The 14,746-nt window shown below is 32.8% G+C and carries 16 protein-coding genes; 13 read left to right on the forward strand and 3 right to left on the reverse strand.

The window, feature by feature from the left end:
- The 13 genes from ABXT48_RS05205 (at nucleotide 1) to ABXT48_RS05265 (ending at nucleotide 12,850) form a co-directional block, all read left to right on the forward strand.
- Complete coding sequence (locus ABXT48_RS05205; RefSeq protein WP_415302740.1) at nucleotides 1–351, forward strand: hypothetical protein; 351 nt, start codon at nucleotides 1–3, stop codon at nucleotides 349–351.
- Nucleotides 352–453: 102 nt separating this feature from the next.
- Nucleotides 454–1,782 carry an NAD(P)/FAD-dependent oxidoreductase gene (locus ABXT48_RS05210; RefSeq protein WP_415285949.1) on the forward strand — a complete coding sequence of 443 codons (1,329 nt, stop codon included), beginning with the start codon at nucleotides 454–456 and terminating at the stop codon, nucleotides 1,780–1,782.
- Between the two features lie 72 nt (nucleotides 1,783–1,854).
- Nucleotides 1,855–3,324, forward strand: a complete 1,470-nt coding sequence (locus tag ABXT48_RS05215) for a glutamine synthetase family protein (RefSeq protein ID WP_415295502.1) — start codon at nucleotides 1,855–1,857, stop codon at nucleotides 3,322–3,324.
- Between the two features lie 25 nt (nucleotides 3,325–3,349).
- Nucleotides 3,350–4,294 carry a glutamine amidotransferase gene (locus ABXT48_RS05220; protein WP_415285951.1) on the forward strand — a complete coding sequence of 315 codons (945 nt, stop codon included), beginning with the start codon at nucleotides 3,350–3,352 and terminating at the stop codon, nucleotides 4,292–4,294.
- A complete protein-coding gene (locus ABXT48_RS05225; protein ID WP_415284999.1) occupies nucleotides 4,282–5,136 on the forward strand; it encodes a GXGXG motif-containing protein in 855 nt (284 codons plus the stop codon). The genes ABXT48_RS05220 and ABXT48_RS05225 overlap by 13 nt, the downstream gene beginning before the upstream one ends.
- On the forward strand, nucleotides 5,136–6,560 hold the full coding sequence (locus tag ABXT48_RS05230) for an FMN-binding glutamate synthase family protein (RefSeq protein ID WP_415277901.1): 1,425 nt from the start codon (nucleotides 5,136–5,138) through the stop codon (nucleotides 6,558–6,560). The genes ABXT48_RS05225 and ABXT48_RS05230 overlap by 1 nt, the downstream gene beginning before the upstream one ends.
- 9 nt (nucleotides 6,561–6,569) lie before the next feature.
- Entirely contained in the window at nucleotides 6,570–6,971 is a 402-nt protein-coding gene (locus ABXT48_RS05235) for a hypothetical protein (RefSeq protein ID WP_415285952.1), read from the forward strand.
- 128 nt (nucleotides 6,972–7,099) lie between these two features.
- Entirely contained in the window at nucleotides 7,100–8,500 is a 1,401-nt protein-coding gene (locus ABXT48_RS05240) for an ammonium transporter (RefSeq protein ID WP_415285953.1), read from the forward strand.
- An 11-nt stretch (nucleotides 8,501–8,511) separates the two neighbouring features.
- On the forward strand, nucleotides 8,512–8,736 hold the full coding sequence (locus tag ABXT48_RS05245; protein ID WP_415277903.1) for a hypothetical protein: 225 nt from the start codon (nucleotides 8,512–8,514) through the stop codon (nucleotides 8,734–8,736).
- 60 nt (nucleotides 8,737–8,796) lie between these two features.
- Complete coding sequence (locus ABXT48_RS05250) at nucleotides 8,797–8,949, forward strand: hypothetical protein (protein WP_415285954.1); 153 nt, start codon at nucleotides 8,797–8,799, stop codon at nucleotides 8,947–8,949.
- A complete protein-coding gene (gene glnT, locus ABXT48_RS05255) occupies nucleotides 8,949–10,274 on the forward strand; it encodes a type III glutamate--ammonia ligase (protein WP_415285955.1) in 1,326 nt (441 codons plus the stop codon). The genes ABXT48_RS05250 and glnT overlap by 1 nt, the downstream gene beginning before the upstream one ends.
- Nucleotides 10,275–10,279: 5 nt before the next feature.
- Entirely contained in the window at nucleotides 10,280–11,422 is a 1,143-nt protein-coding gene (locus ABXT48_RS05260; RefSeq protein WP_415285956.1) for a diaminopropionate ammonia-lyase, read from the forward strand.
- A 6-nt stretch (nucleotides 11,423–11,428) separates the two neighbouring features.
- The gene (locus ABXT48_RS05265; protein WP_415285957.1) at nucleotides 11,429–12,850 is read left to right on the forward strand and encodes a cryptochrome/photolyase family protein; all 1,422 of its coding nucleotides are present in this window, start codon (nucleotides 11,429–11,431) and stop codon (nucleotides 12,848–12,850) included.
- Here ABXT48_RS05265 and ABXT48_RS05270 read toward each other — a convergent pair.
- From ABXT48_RS05270 to ABXT48_RS05280, 3 genes are read right to left on the reverse strand one after another with little or no spacing between them, the layout of a single operon-like run.
- Entirely contained in the window at nucleotides 12,847–13,266 is a 420-nt protein-coding gene (locus ABXT48_RS05270) for a secondary thiamine-phosphate synthase enzyme YjbQ (protein ID WP_415285958.1), read from the reverse strand. The two genes, ABXT48_RS05265 and ABXT48_RS05270, sit on opposite strands and share 4 nt — an antisense overlap.
- Nucleotides 13,263–14,321, reverse strand: coding sequence for a cell division protein ZapE (gene zapE / locus ABXT48_RS05275; RefSeq protein WP_415285959.1), 1,059 nt, complete (start codon nucleotides 14,319–14,321; stop codon nucleotides 13,263–13,265). The genes ABXT48_RS05270 and zapE overlap by 4 nt, the downstream gene beginning before the upstream one ends.
- The gene (locus ABXT48_RS05280; RefSeq protein WP_415302742.1) at nucleotides 14,318–14,746 is read right to left on the reverse strand and encodes a hypothetical protein; all 429 of its coding nucleotides are present in this window, start codon (nucleotides 14,744–14,746) and stop codon (nucleotides 14,318–14,320) included. The genes zapE and ABXT48_RS05280 overlap by 4 nt, the downstream gene beginning before the upstream one ends.

Here is a 14,746-nt window from a genome sequence, read left to right on the forward strand (position 1 = left end):
ATGACCGATAACAGCAAAGATCTTTTAAATTTTTGGGAAGACCAGATGAAGCAATCACATACATCTAGTAACTATTTTTTTAGAAAATCTCCTTCACATTATCATATGATGTTACTTGTAATGTCAGCGCATAAACTTAATGAAAAGCTTTCTGTTGAAGGGCTAAAAACAAAATTATTTAAAACCTCTAGGCCAAAATCTGCTTTGATAATTAATGAGGCTTGTGAGAAAGGATTCTTTCGTTTGGAAAAAACTTCAACTGATCAGCGAATAAAAAATATTATACCTACTGAGACTTTTATTAATGAGTTTAAACAATACCTGGCTACTTTAAAAAAGCTAAGCTATTAGCACCTAATTCAACAATCTCTTTAAGTTGATATCTTTTATATATAAAATTTAGTTATAAATATAATTATATTAATTACTTTTTAGAAAAAATAATGTTTTCATATGTCAACACTACCAACTAAAGCTAAAGTAGTAATCATCGGAGGCGGAATTCATGGCCTTAGTACAGCTTGGAAACTTTCAGAAACTTATAAAAATCCTGGTGACATTGTAATTCTTGAAAAAAAAGATACTGCAGCAGGTGCAAGTGGAATTGCTTGTGGTGTTATAAGAAATAATTATTTTCAACCAGCTATGAGAGAGTTAATGGCTCATTCTGTATCAGTATGGGAAAGTGATCCAAAAGCTTGGAAATATAATGCTGTAGGGTATTTACAAATATCTCCAGAGGTTATGCACGAAGATGTTGCTACAATTTATGAGCAGCAAAAAGCTATTGGTTACGAATCAGAATTTATTGAAGGTGAAAAAGAATGTACTAAATACATGAAAGGTATGTTTGATGATTGGCAAGCACAAGGCATCACATCCATACTTCATGAAAAAAAAGGTGGTTATGCATTCAACAAAGCTTCCATAAAAGCTCTAGAAGAAAAATCTACTACAAATGGTGTTGAGGTTATTAAGGGTGTGACGGTTACAGGATTTAAAAGAGGAAGCAATAGCAAAGCTGTTACAGGTGTTGAAACAGATAAGGGAATTATTGAGTGCGAACAAGTAGTTGTTGGTGCTGGTCCTTGGGTTAGAGATTTTTGGAACATGTTAGATCTTCCAAAAGTTGCAAATATTAAAGGACAAGATGGAAAATTTCATAAAGAAGATATGTGGAAATATTGGATGCTACAAGAAGGTGTTATTGGTGTTGATAAAGATTTTTTAAGAATGAATGATGGTGGTCAGCCTCCTGTAATGCATGTTGACTCAACTGCCCCTCTATATTCTGACACAACTAAAAAACTAATTACAGATGAACTTTGGGGAATTTATTATAAGCCAGACATTGAAGGGCTTGGTGTTCAGGGTGGAACATCTCCTTACATAGTTGATAAACATTTTGATAAAGTAAATATTGATCCTTATGGACTTGAGTCTCCTGAATTTCAAACAACAGAATCATTTAATGATATGTGGTGTTCAGCTTTAGCTCATTGTCATAAAAGGTTTGAAGGTAAATCTGGTCTATATAGAAAAGGACCCTCAGGTGGTCTTGGATGTATGACACCAGACAATTTTCCTATATTCGATAGATTTTTAGAAAATGTTTACATGATAGCAGATGCAAACCACGGATATAAAATGATTGGTGTAGGTGAGCTTGTTGCACAAGAAATTTTGGGAACTGAAAGTGAATTATTAAAACCGTTTAGATTCAACCGTTACGAGAAGGGTGAACTTCATCCAACCTCTAACAGTCCTTTCCCTTGGAGTTAAACTTCAAGCCTAGACACAAATAATTTTTTCAGTTACGGTTCCTTAAATAAAAATTCATTAGAGGGAGAGATAATGACAGATTTAGATAGACACGTTAGACAACCAGGTAGAGACAAATTAGTTAAGCAAGTTAGAGCTAAAATTAACGAGTTAGGTGTTGAATATATTTATTTTCAATTTATTTCTGTAACTGGAAGAGTTGTAGGTAAAGGTATTCCTACTGATCATTGGGAAAGAACTTGCGAAAAAGGATTTCAATTAGTTTACGGGGCTACAGCAAACTTATTTGTCGATCGTCATGGAGATTATATTGGTTATGGACCAGAAGCTAAAGAGCTAGTTGGTATACCTGATCCTGAAACATTTTGTCAGCTTCCATGGGATAAAAAAGTTGCAAGAGTATTTGTTACTTGCTTTAGAAATAGAGAAGAAAGAGATAATCCAGGTGCACATTTAACATCAGATTGTCGTGGAAATTTAAGAATACACGCTCAAGAATTTAAAAAGAAACATGGTTACCAATTAAGAGTTGGGACAGAGCCAGAAATGATGTGGTTAACTAAAAATGAGGATGGTTCGCCTACTGGTAAAGGTTTTTCTAAACCTTATTGTTATCATATTGATCAATTTGAATCGTTAAGACCAGTTTTCATGCAAGTTTTTAAATACGCAAGAGCAATGGGTTTTGACATGATTCAAGGAGATCATGAAGATGCACCAGGACAATTAGAATTAAACTGGATGTATGATGATGTTTTAAGAAATGCAGATAGACTTTCAACTTATAGACAAATTTGTGCGCAGGTTGCTAGAGAGTTTAATTTAATAGCTTGTTTTATGACAAAACCATTTATGGGTGTTTCCGCAAGTGGTTGTCACACTAATATGTCTTTATGGAAAGGTGGAAAAGATAAAATTAATAAATTATCTCATAAATCTATACCGGCGATGGATGATGTTTTTACTTATGTTGAAGGTGGAACTAATTATTTTATGCCAGACACTAATGATATTCAATTACCAGGTAAAATTGGATTAAAAGCAATTGGTGGAGTAATGAAGCATTTGGGCGCCTTAACAGCAATCGGTTCTTCAACCGTAAACTCATATAGAAGATTATGGGATACTGGTTTTTGGGCTCCTGTTTATGCTGACTGGGGATTTCAAAATAGAACTTGTGGATTAAGAGTATCTGCGCCAGGAAGATTTGAATATCGTTCAGTTGATTCAATGCATAATCCTTATTTAATGGGATCTGGGTTATTAAAATGTTTTGATGACGGAATAACAAATAACATTGATCCAGGAAAACCTGAGTCTAGAAGTATGTATGATGCTCAAGCTGCTGGAAAAATAGTTAAAAAACTACCAATGAGTCTTGGTGAAGCTTTAAACCGTTTAGCAGATGATGAGGTTATAAAATCAGCTATGCCAGATGAAATGTATAAAGTTTTCCATTGGTATAAAAATGATGAATGGGAAAAATTTTTAGGTGCAACAACACAGTGGGATCTAGATACGTATCTGGACTGCCTACCATAGTCTTTAATAAAAATAGGGGAAATATATGTGTGGAATAGCAGGATTAATTTATAAAGATAAATCAGTGAACATTGGAACTCAATTGCAAGGAATGCTTCAAGCATTAAAGCATAGAGGAGAAGATTCTACTGGCTATGCACTTTATGGAGATACAGATGGGAAAAATTTCATTATGCGGTTTAAGGTTGGAGAAAATGTTGGTGAAGGTAGTTCGTCAGTAAGTGAAGAGACTTCTGTTTATGATGAAAGAATTAAAATAGTTAAGTCATATATTTTAGGTATGGGTGCAAAAATTATTAAAGAAGAAAGAATACTTCCCTACTCTTTAAGATATGAGGTTAATTATGACGAAAAAGACTTAAGAGAGTTTTCTAGAAAAATCGAGAGCGTTCCTGGTGTTGAAATTCTTTCTATGGGTAAGTCTTTAGAGGTTATTAAAGATTTGGGTAATGCAAAAGACGTTTGTGATAGATATAATTTAGATAAAGTTGTGGGGACACATGCAATCGGCCATGCAAGGATGGCAACTGAATCTGGTGTAGATATTAAATCAGCCCACCCTTTTTGGGGATATCCATTTAGCGATGTGTCTGTAGTTCATAATGGTCAGTTAACAAATTATTGGAATAATAGAAGAATGCTAGAAAACGAAGGTATGAGATTTATGTCTGAATGTGATTCAGAATTAATTGCAGTATATCTAGCAAAAAAATTGAGGGATGGTGCAACCCTTGAAGAAGGTATGAAAGATTCTTTAACAGGTCTTGATGGAGTATTTACTTACTTTGTTGCAACAAAAGACTCATTAGGAATGGCAAAAGATACAATGGCAGCAAAACCATTAGTTCTTTATGAGTCTGATAATTTAATAGCAATGGGATCTGAAGAAATTGCAATTAGAGCAATTCTTCCTCAAGAAATTGATACATATGATCCATATGATGGAGAGGTAAAAGTATGGCAAATTTAAAGACTACAGAGAAAAAAACAAAGTCCCAGTCAATGGGTATGCACACAGAAGTTTTAACAGGAAGAACTCAGCAAAAATTTTTTAATCCTGACGAAGGTGAAAATCTTTATTATTTTGGAACTTATGATGTAGATTTTAATAAAAGAACAGATCTAGATGTTAAAGAAATGACAGCTCCAGAAGCTAATAAAGAAATTGATAACTTAATGAGCCAAGGTTTTGGAACAATTGTTATTAAAAACCCTCAAGGAAAACATAGTTTAGGTGTTGGTATTTTAAATAAATTAAACTTAATTTTTGAAGGAAGTTTGGGTTATTTTGGTATGGGTTCTTGTGATGGACCTACTGTTAGAATTAATGGTAGAGTTGGCTGGTCTTGTGCTGAAAACTTAATGGCAGGAAAAGTTGTTATAGAGAAAAATGCAGGATCTTGCTTTGGTGCCGCTATAAGAGGTGGTGATTTAATTTGCAAAGGAAGTGTTGGTGCAAGAACTGGTATTGACATGAAGGGTGGAACTATCATTGTTGGTGGTGATGCTGGAGCTTTTACAGGTTTTATGATGCAAAGAGGAAGAATTATTATTCTAGGTGATGTTGGAATAAATTTAGGTGACTCAATGTATGATGGAACAATATTCATTGGTGGAAAAATAGGATCATTTGGAAGTGATGCTGTTCCATCAGATCTTACAGACAGTGATCAAGATTGGTTAAAAAGAAAATTAAAAGTTGCAGAGATAGGTGAAAAATTTGATGTCAGTAAAATGACAAAAATAGTCGCAGGGAAAAAACTTTGGAACTATGATAACCTAGAACCTCATGAAAAGAAAGGAGCTATCTAATGGCTAAAAAGAAAGTTAAAAAAAATAGTAAAAAATTAAAAAAAACTAATGGAAGTGTTGGTGGTAAAGCTGATGTTCATGCACACGAAGAGGGCAAAAGAAACAAAAGTCTATTAGGTCACAACGCTATTTTTACTCCTGAAGTTATAGACGATATTCATATTAAAGCTCAACTTGGAAGATACAGAATGCGTGGAATGGCATTAATGAAAAAAATTCCTACATTTGATGATTTGGTTTTTTTACCAGGAACTCTTACAAGATTTGTAATTGAGGGTTATAGAGAAAAATGTGAAACAAAAACTATAATCGGACCAAATTGTGAAAACCCAATTGAACTAGATATACCAGTATATATTACAGGTATGAGCTTTGGTGCACTTTCTTATGAAGCAAAAACTGCTCTAGCAAGAGGAGCAACTATGGCTGGAAGCGCAACATGTTCTGGTGAAGGTGGAATGATTCCAGATGAGAGAAGATATTCTGAAAAATGGTATTACCAATGTATTCAATCAAGATATGGTTTTAATCCTCATCACGCTCAACTAGCTGATGCAATTGAAGTATTTATTGGTCAAGGACAAAAAGTTGGAATGGGTGGACATTTAATGGGTCAAAAAGTTACTGATCAAGTTGCAGAAATGAGATCTCTACCATCTGGTATTGATCAAAGGTCTCCAGCAAGACACCCCGACTGGTTAGGTCCAGATGATCTAGCTTTAAAAGTTGAAGAATTAAGACAACTTACAAAAAACAAAGTACCAATTCAATTAAAACTAGGTGCATCAAAAGTTTATGACGATGTTCGTATGGCTGCAAAATGTAATCCTGACTCAATATTTTTAGATGGTATGGAAGGTTCAACAGGAGCCGGTCCTCACATAGCTGCTGCGAATACTGGTATCCCAGGAATTGCCGCAATCAGAGAAGCAAGAAGAGCTATTGACGATGTTGGTAAAACTGGACAAGTAACTTTAATTTATGCAGGTGGTGTTAGAGATGGTGCTGATATGGCGAAGGCTTTAGCCTTAGGTGCTGATGCAATAGCAATTGGGACTGGTGCTTTAATGGCTTTAAACTGTAATAAAGATATACCAGAAGCAAATTTTGAAAAAGAAATGGGTGTAAAGGCTGGGGAATGTTATCACTGTCATACTGGTCGTTGTCCAGTTGGTGTTGCAACGCAAGATCCTAAATTAAGAGCTAGATTAAATCCTGATGATGCTGCATTAAGAGTTTATAATTACCTTCATGCAATGACATTAGAGGCTCAACTTTTAGCAAGAGCTTGTGGTAAAACTAATATTCACTCATTAGAGCCTGAGGATTTAGCTGCTCTAACAATGGAATCATCTGCATTAGCTAAAGTTCCGTTAACAGGAACTAACTTCACTGTTGGTGTTGATAACTATCACAAAATATAAGGAATATTTATGGTTAAGAAAAAAACAAAAACAAAAGTAAAAAAAGAAAATCTAGGTGGAAAATCTAAAGAAACAGCTAGAGAAAAAATGATTGGGCAACATATCGGTTATAGATATGACGTTAACCTATTACCTGATTATAAGAAGATGACTCCATTCTTAAAAAAATATGTAGAAGCTATGGGATGGGATGATCTTAACTGGTTAGAAGATATTCATATGGGTTATGAAGAGGATAGACCTGCTGTATTTTGTAGAAATGCAAATGGTTGGGTTACAATTCCAAAATCAATCAAATTACCAGATAACCAACAAGACAGAGATATGATTGCAAGAGAGCTTCTAGTTAAGTTTCAAATGTCTAAAAAGCACCCTCTTGTTGATTTGAAAAAAGCTTACCTTAAGTTTTAGTCCATCAATCAAAGGTTGATTATTTTTTTTAAATATACCGTCATTGCTTATCTATTTAAGCACTGTATAGTTTGTCACACCTATTAAAATCTCGTAAGCTTTCCTAAATTAACAAGGAGAGAGAGATTATGGATGATCAATTAGGTGCTCTTACAGTTATATTTACAGAATTTTACTACTGGGTAACAGTAGTATTAATGTTCCTGATTCACGTCGGGTTTTGTATGTATGAAGTTGGAGCCTCGCGTTATAAACATCACCAACACACTTTAATGAAAAATACCATGGTAATACCTCTAGTAACGGTAACCTGGTTTTTCTTTGGTTGGTGGATTTACTGGGCATTCCCAACAGGACCGGGGATAGCTCCATCAATAATGAATGAGAGTTCAGCATTAATTACTGACGAAAGTACTTTTAGTGCGAAATGGTATTTAGCAAATACTGAATTTATGGCTGTCAACTTAGGTGACCGTATAAGTGGAGTATTCTGGGCTGCATTCTTACTATTTTCATGGACAGCTGCTTCAATTGTTTCTGGAGCAATCATTGAAAGAATTACAACTTTTGCATTTGGTATTTTAGCAATTGCAATTGGTTCGTGCTTCTGGGTAATTGATGCTGCTTGGGGATGGCACTTTGATGGATGGATGCTTAAAATTTTAGGATATCATGACGCTTACGCATCAGGAGTAATTCACGCAATTGCGGGTGGGTTTGCTTTAGGTGTTCTAATCGTTTTAGGACCTAGAATTGGAAAGTTCTCATCAAGTGGTGAACCAAGAAATATAGGACCAAGAAACCCATGGCTAGTTACAGTTGGATTATTTTTAATCTATACTGGTTTCTGGGGATTTTATGCGGCATGTAATATACCGATATTTGATCTTGGACCTGAGTATGGAATGGAAGGTGTAACGTACTGGACAGCAACAAATATATATGTAACCCCAACCACACTGAGCGGAATAACCTATAACTTTCTGATGTCATTATCAGGTGGATTATTGGCTGGATACGTGGTCGCAAAAGGTGATCCATTCTGGACTTACTCAAGTGGACTAGCTGGGATCATCTGTGCATCTGCAGGTAATGATTTGTATCACCCGATACAAGCAATGCTTATTGGTGCGATCGGTGTTGTTATAGCATACAAAATGCATTACTGGGTTGAACGTAAATTCAAAATTGATGATGCAGTTGGTGCAGTAGCAGTACATGGTTATGCGGGTGTTGTTGGTCTTATAATTTGTGGATTTGTTTTAAATGGTTACCCAGCATCTGGATATAATGTTGGAGCTATGTGGGACGGATCAACTTATGCATCAATCAATCCACTGGGGCAATTTCTTGGAGCAATTATAATGTTCGGAGTTCTTGGAATGCTACCAGGCTACGTTATTGCTAGAATACTAAGCGCTTTTGGTAAATTAAGGATACCACGTGAAGTTGAAATAGCAGGACTAGACTATGAAATAATGGAGGACGATAGAGAAGCTGAAAAAGCGGTCGCCTCTTCAACTAGGTAAAGGAGAAAAATATGGCTACAGTTACAAACTGGATAGATCATTTAAGTGCAAAAGAGGTTGTCGGAGCAGTTTATCCGGGAGCTGGATCCACTGAAACTTTACTAGTTATTCTTGGTGTAGTTTTTTGGATTGGCTGGCATGTTTTGACTGCTAGATCTGAGAGTGAAAAACTCTCAAGATTGGCTAGAAAAAGACATGGTGCTAATGATCATAAAAGCAATATTACCGACTGGTAATATAAAATAAACTTTGGGCACTACATAATTGTGGTGCCCTTTTTTATATAGAAATTCAATATGACTGAAAATAATAACGAGGATCAAAGACCAAGCAAAATGATTGGTGTAGTTTTTCCAAAAGCAAAGTATGGGGTTATTACAGCTATAATAATTATTATTGGTGGAAATTTAATCTATTACAAGGAAGCTATTTTTTCTTTTTTAAAATAATGGCAAAAAATTTATCTAAAATTGCTAAAGTAAAAAAGATTAAATACTTCTTAATTAGCTTTGTAGATTTATTTGGTATCTTGAGATCAAAATTAGTCCCAACCGAAGCAATTGGAGATATGCAAAAAAATGGTGCTGGCTTTGCTGGCTTTGCAACATGGCTGGATATGTCACCCGCTGATACAGACATGTTTGCTATTCCAGATCCAGATAGTTTAATTCAATTACCTTGGAATAAAGAAGTTGGTTGGCTTGCATCAGATTTATGGATGGGTGGGAAACCTGTAAAAGCATCCCCAAGGGTTATGCTTAAAGAGCAAATAGCTAAATTGAATAAAAAAGAATTACAAATGAAATCTGGGGTAGAGTGTGAATATTTTTTGATTTCTCAAGATGGTTCAAGTATTGCAGATCTACGAGATACTCAATCGAAACCTTGTTATGATCAATCAGCATTAATGCGAAAGTATGATTTAATTAAAGAAATTTGTGATGCTATGATTCAAATGGGATGGCATCCATATCAAAATGACCATGAGGATGCTAATGGACAGTTTGAAATGAATTGGAATTATGATGATTGTTTAATTACAGCAGATAGACATGTCTTCTTTAAATATATGGTAAAATCTTTAGCAGAAAAACATGGGCTTAGAGCAACATTTATGCCAAAACCTTTTAGTAATTTAACTGGGAATGGTTGTCATGCTCATGTTTCTCTTTGGAATAATGACAAGAATAGATTTTTAGATACCAGTGATAAACTTGGTATAAGTAAACTTGCTTATAATTTCTTAGGAGGTGTAATGAATTTAGCCCAACCACTTTCTGCATTTTTTAACCCAACAGTTAATAGCTATAGGAGAATAAATGCACCACCAACAAAATCTGGTGCAACATGGTCACCAAGTAGTATTTCTTATACAGGAAATAACAGAACACATATGATTAGAGTGCCAGATGCAGGTCGATTTGAGTTAAGATTAATGGACGGTTCATCTAACCCCTACTTACTTCAAGCTGGTATTATTGCTGCAGGACTTCACGGTTTAAATAATAAGATTAACCCTGGTGAAGCATTAACTTGTAATATGTACACTGATTACAAAAATTACCCAAATTTAAAAAAATTACCTAATGAAATTGAGGATGCTTTAAATTTTCTTCAAAATAGCAAAGAACTTAAGGAAGCATTTGGAGATGATGTTATAACAAGCTACATAAAATTAAAAAATATGGAAATTAAAGATTTTAACAAAGAAGAAAAATTTGATAAGAAAAGCTCAGTAACTCACTGGGAAAAAAATAGCACTCTTGATTGTTAATAAAAATGAAATCAATCCTTCAGAAAGACCTTTGGTCCATTACATCTTTTTTAGAAAATAAAGAGTATAATTTTAATAAAAAAAATATACTCACTCAATTACCAGAAAAATTTATAGATGAAGCGATATTGGCTATATCTAGTTGGGATAACTACGCGCCTACTCCACTAATTAAATTAAACAAATTAAGCGATGAATTAAAATTCAAAAATATTTACTACAAGGACGAAGATAAAAGATTTGAACTTAAATCATTTAAAGCATTAGGTGGGGCCTTTGCTGTTTACAAAATTGCAAGTGAAAAAAAGAATATAATAGTTTCAACGGCTACAGCAGGAAATCATGGAAGATCAGTTGCTTGGGGAGCACAAAGACTAGGTTTAAAATGTAAAATATTTATAAGTGAATTTGTTAGCGAGTCTAGAGCTGAAGCTATGCGAAATCTGGATGCTGAGGTTATTAGAGTTAAAGGGAATTACGATAATTCATTGAAGAAATGCATCAAACAATCTAATGCAAATAATTGGGAAATTGTACAAGATGTGTCTTGGGAGGGTTACAAAGAAGTACCAAAATTGATTATGGCTGGGTACACAATAATGGTTAAAGAAATTTTAGATGAAATAAACTCAAATTCAATAACACACGTATTTCTTCAAGCAGGTGTTGGGGGAATGGCAGCGGCAATGATTGCTGGCTTTGCAAAATTATCTAAAAATATCCCAAAGTTTATTACTGTTGAGCCAGAAAATGCAGACTGTGTGCTTCAAAGTATTAAAAATAATAAGCCCACAACTGTTGATATAAAAAAAGAAACAATAATGGGTGGAATGTCTTGTGGAGATGTTTCAAGTATTGCCTGGGAAATTTTAAAAAATTCTACTAACTACTGCTTAACTGTTCCTGATGAAGCAATCTCAACTACTGTTGCACTGCTAGCAGAAAAACATTTATCTGATGAAAAAATAATAGCTGGTGAATGTGCCGTACCAGGTATAATTGCGTTAATAGGCTCATTTAACAATAAAGAATACTTGGATAAACTGGAGTTAAATGAGCAATCAAATGTACTTTTATTTGGTTGTGAAGGTTTAACTGATAACGCAATGTACCAAAAACTACTGAGCGATGGATTGCAAAAAATCTAAGTAAATATGACAAAAAAAGCTGTTGTTTGGATAAGAGAAGATTTTAGAATTGAAGATAATGAAGCCTTAGCTATTGCAACTCAAAATCATGAGTTTGTAAGTGCTCTTTATATTTATAACCCAAAAAATTTTGATAAAAAAAGGGAAGCTCAAAAATGGTGGCTGTCTAAAGCTTTAGAAAATTTTAACCTAGATCTAAAAAAGTTAAATATCACATTAGAAGTTCAATTAGGTGATGAACTAGAGATATTGTCAAATTTAAAGAAGAAAGATGATGTTACTGTTTATTGGAGTAAAGTATATGAACCAGATGTAATTAATAAAGGTAAAAAAATAAGGGATCTATTCATTAAAAATGAAGTTCAATATAAATATTTTAAAGGGAATATTCTTGTAGAATTTCAGGAAATGACTAAAGATGATGGCACACCTTATAAAGTATTCACTCCTTTTTGGAAAAAAACTGAGCAACTTTATATCTCAAAAGTACCTTCTAAATTTATAAAAGTTAAATCAAAAATAAAAAAAATAAATATATTTAAAAAATCAATTTCTATAAAAGAAATTTTACCTAAAAAAAATTGGCATAAGAAATTCGAGAAATATTGGATACCATCTGAACAAGAAGCTAAAAAATATTTACAAGAATTAATAAATAATAGAATTGAAAGCTACGGTGAAGCACGAGATATTCCAGGTGTTAACGGAACCTCCAAGTTATCTCCTTTCTTAAAATTTGGACAAATACATGTGGAGACAATTTGGAAGAAATGCCAAGACATTAAAATTAAAAAAATTGGATATAGAAAATATATTAATGAGTTAGGATGGAGAGAATTTTCTCATAGTTTAATTAATTACTTCCCACAAATGCTAAAAGGCAACCTTAGAAAAGATTTTGATAATTTTCCTTGGGTTAAAAATGATAAATTTCTTAAAGCTTGGAAAACAGGTATGACAGGATACCCCATTGTTGATGCAGGGATGAGAGAATTGTATGAAACAGGATGGATGCACAATAGAGTAAGAATGATTGTTGCTTCTTTTCTTGTAAAGCATTTAAGAATTCATTGGAATGAAGGAGAAAAGCATTTTAAAAATTGTTTGGTTGATTATAATGAAGCTAGTAACGTTGCCCAATGGCAATGGGTTGCAGGCTGTGGTGCCGATGCAGCACCTTATTTTAGAATATTTAACCCAATTCTTCAGGGTGAGAAATTTGATAAAGATGGGATTTATACAAAGAAATGGGTTCCAGAACTTAAAAACATGCCTAATAAATTTTTATATAAACCATGGGAACTAGAAATCAAATACCAAGAGCAGATTAAAGTAGTTGTCGGTGTCAACTATCCAAAACCAATTGTAGACCATGCTGAAGCAAGAAATGCTGCACTAGACGCTTTTAAAACAATTAAGAAAAGCTAATCACCTAAATAATGAAGAACAATCAATCTTTTTTGTTTCTCAATTCTATGCTCAAAAAGATATAATCCTTGCCAAGTTCCAAGTAATAACTCATAGTTCTTAACACTTAAAGAGATTTGATTATTAGTTAACACAGATTTAATGTGTGCAGGCATGTCATCTTTTCCTTCAGCTGTGTGGATATAAAGGGAATTATCCATTGGCACGAGCTTATTAAAAAAATTTATTAAGTCAGTTTGAACATCTGGGTCAGCATTCTCTTGAATTATTAATGAAGCACTAGTGTGTTGAATACTTATATTAATAATTCCATTATTAAACTCATTATCACTAACCCATTGATTTATTTGTTTGGTAAATTCATACAGCTTCTGTCCATTTGTATTCAATTCTAAATTGAAAAATTCTTGTCTCATAGCTTGTTATATTTGATAGAAGTTAATTCATATAATCGACTAATAGTTCTTTTAAATATTTTTTTTAAATCCTCTGAGGAACTTAATAAATCTAATTGCAATTGAGATGATATCATTAAAGGTATATTTTTTTCATAAAGAATATCAATTAGTGTAATAAATCTTTGTTGTTGATTAGAATTATCAATATTAAAGACAGGAATATTTTCTATAACAATAAAACTACACATTTCAGCTATTTTTATATAATCCTCTGCTCCAATGTTTTTAGAACATAATTCTTTAAAATCAAAACGTGCTATTCCATTAAAATAATTCTTAATAATAAACTTTCTACTTTTAATAATTAAGGTCATTTCTTTGTTAGGAAGATTTTTTGTTATTTTTCTAAAAAACTTATTAAGTTTAAAATTTATTGTTTCATTTAATGGAAAAAAATATCTTTCATTTTTATTTTTCAAGGATTTTCTATAATCTTCTTCGATAATTAACTTTGCTTGAAAACATCTTTCTTTCATTATTTTAATAAAGGGAAGAAATTGGTCTCGTTGCAACCCATCTTTGTAAAGATCATTTAATTTAGCATTTGATGTAAATAAAACTTTTATATTTTCATCAAATATTTTTTTGAATAAGTTACCCAAAATCATAGCATCTACAATGTTGGTGACTTGAAACTCATCAAAATAAATTAACTTAGATTTACTTTTTAATTTTTTAACAAATTTATCTATAATATTTTCTTGGTTATTTTCTTTATTTTTAAAAACAAAATCATGAAAACTAATCATAAACTCATTAAAGTGAAATCTTTGTTTAGTTTTATCAAAATTATTATAAAAAAAATTCAATATCATGGTTTTACCCACACCCACATCGCCCTGTAAATAAAATCCTGTTTTAGAATTCTGTTTAGTAAATATTTTTTTTAAAAGTGATTTATTGAAGTTCTGATTGTAAAATAAATTCAGCTCTTCTATTAAGTCTAGTTGATTGGGATTAATTTCTAAATTATTTTTTTTACAATAATTTAAAAATGATTTATTTAAATTCATTTTTTTGTTTTAAAGTCTATACCATACTCTGACCTGGGCCCTTTTCTTAATCCGAAGGGACCAGATATAAACAGTGTAAGAGGCTTTGTTCCTAGTTTAAGATCAACTCTATGCAAATTGTTTGCTGACCTAAAACCGATATATCCAGCTGGTCTCCAAAATCTTCCAGAACTTGATGTTTCCCAATAACCTCCCCTTAATATGATGGTTATATATGGAAATGTATGGTTATGGACACCTTCCCCATGATCATCAGCTAACATTTCATGTAATAGAATATTAAACGGAAACCATTTTGGTCTATGTCTTAATAAGACATAATATCTATTCATCCAAGGTTTGGCTTCGTTGAATTTGGGGTGAGAAGGTCCACGATCTAAAACAACTTTTTTTCTTCCTAATTTATCAAGTAACTTAAGAAACAT

It is taken from the genome of Candidatus Pelagibacter sp. Uisw_101, assembly GCF_047727615.1.
Taxonomy (GTDB): Bacteria; Pseudomonadota; Alphaproteobacteria; order Pelagibacterales; family Pelagibacteraceae; genus Pelagibacter.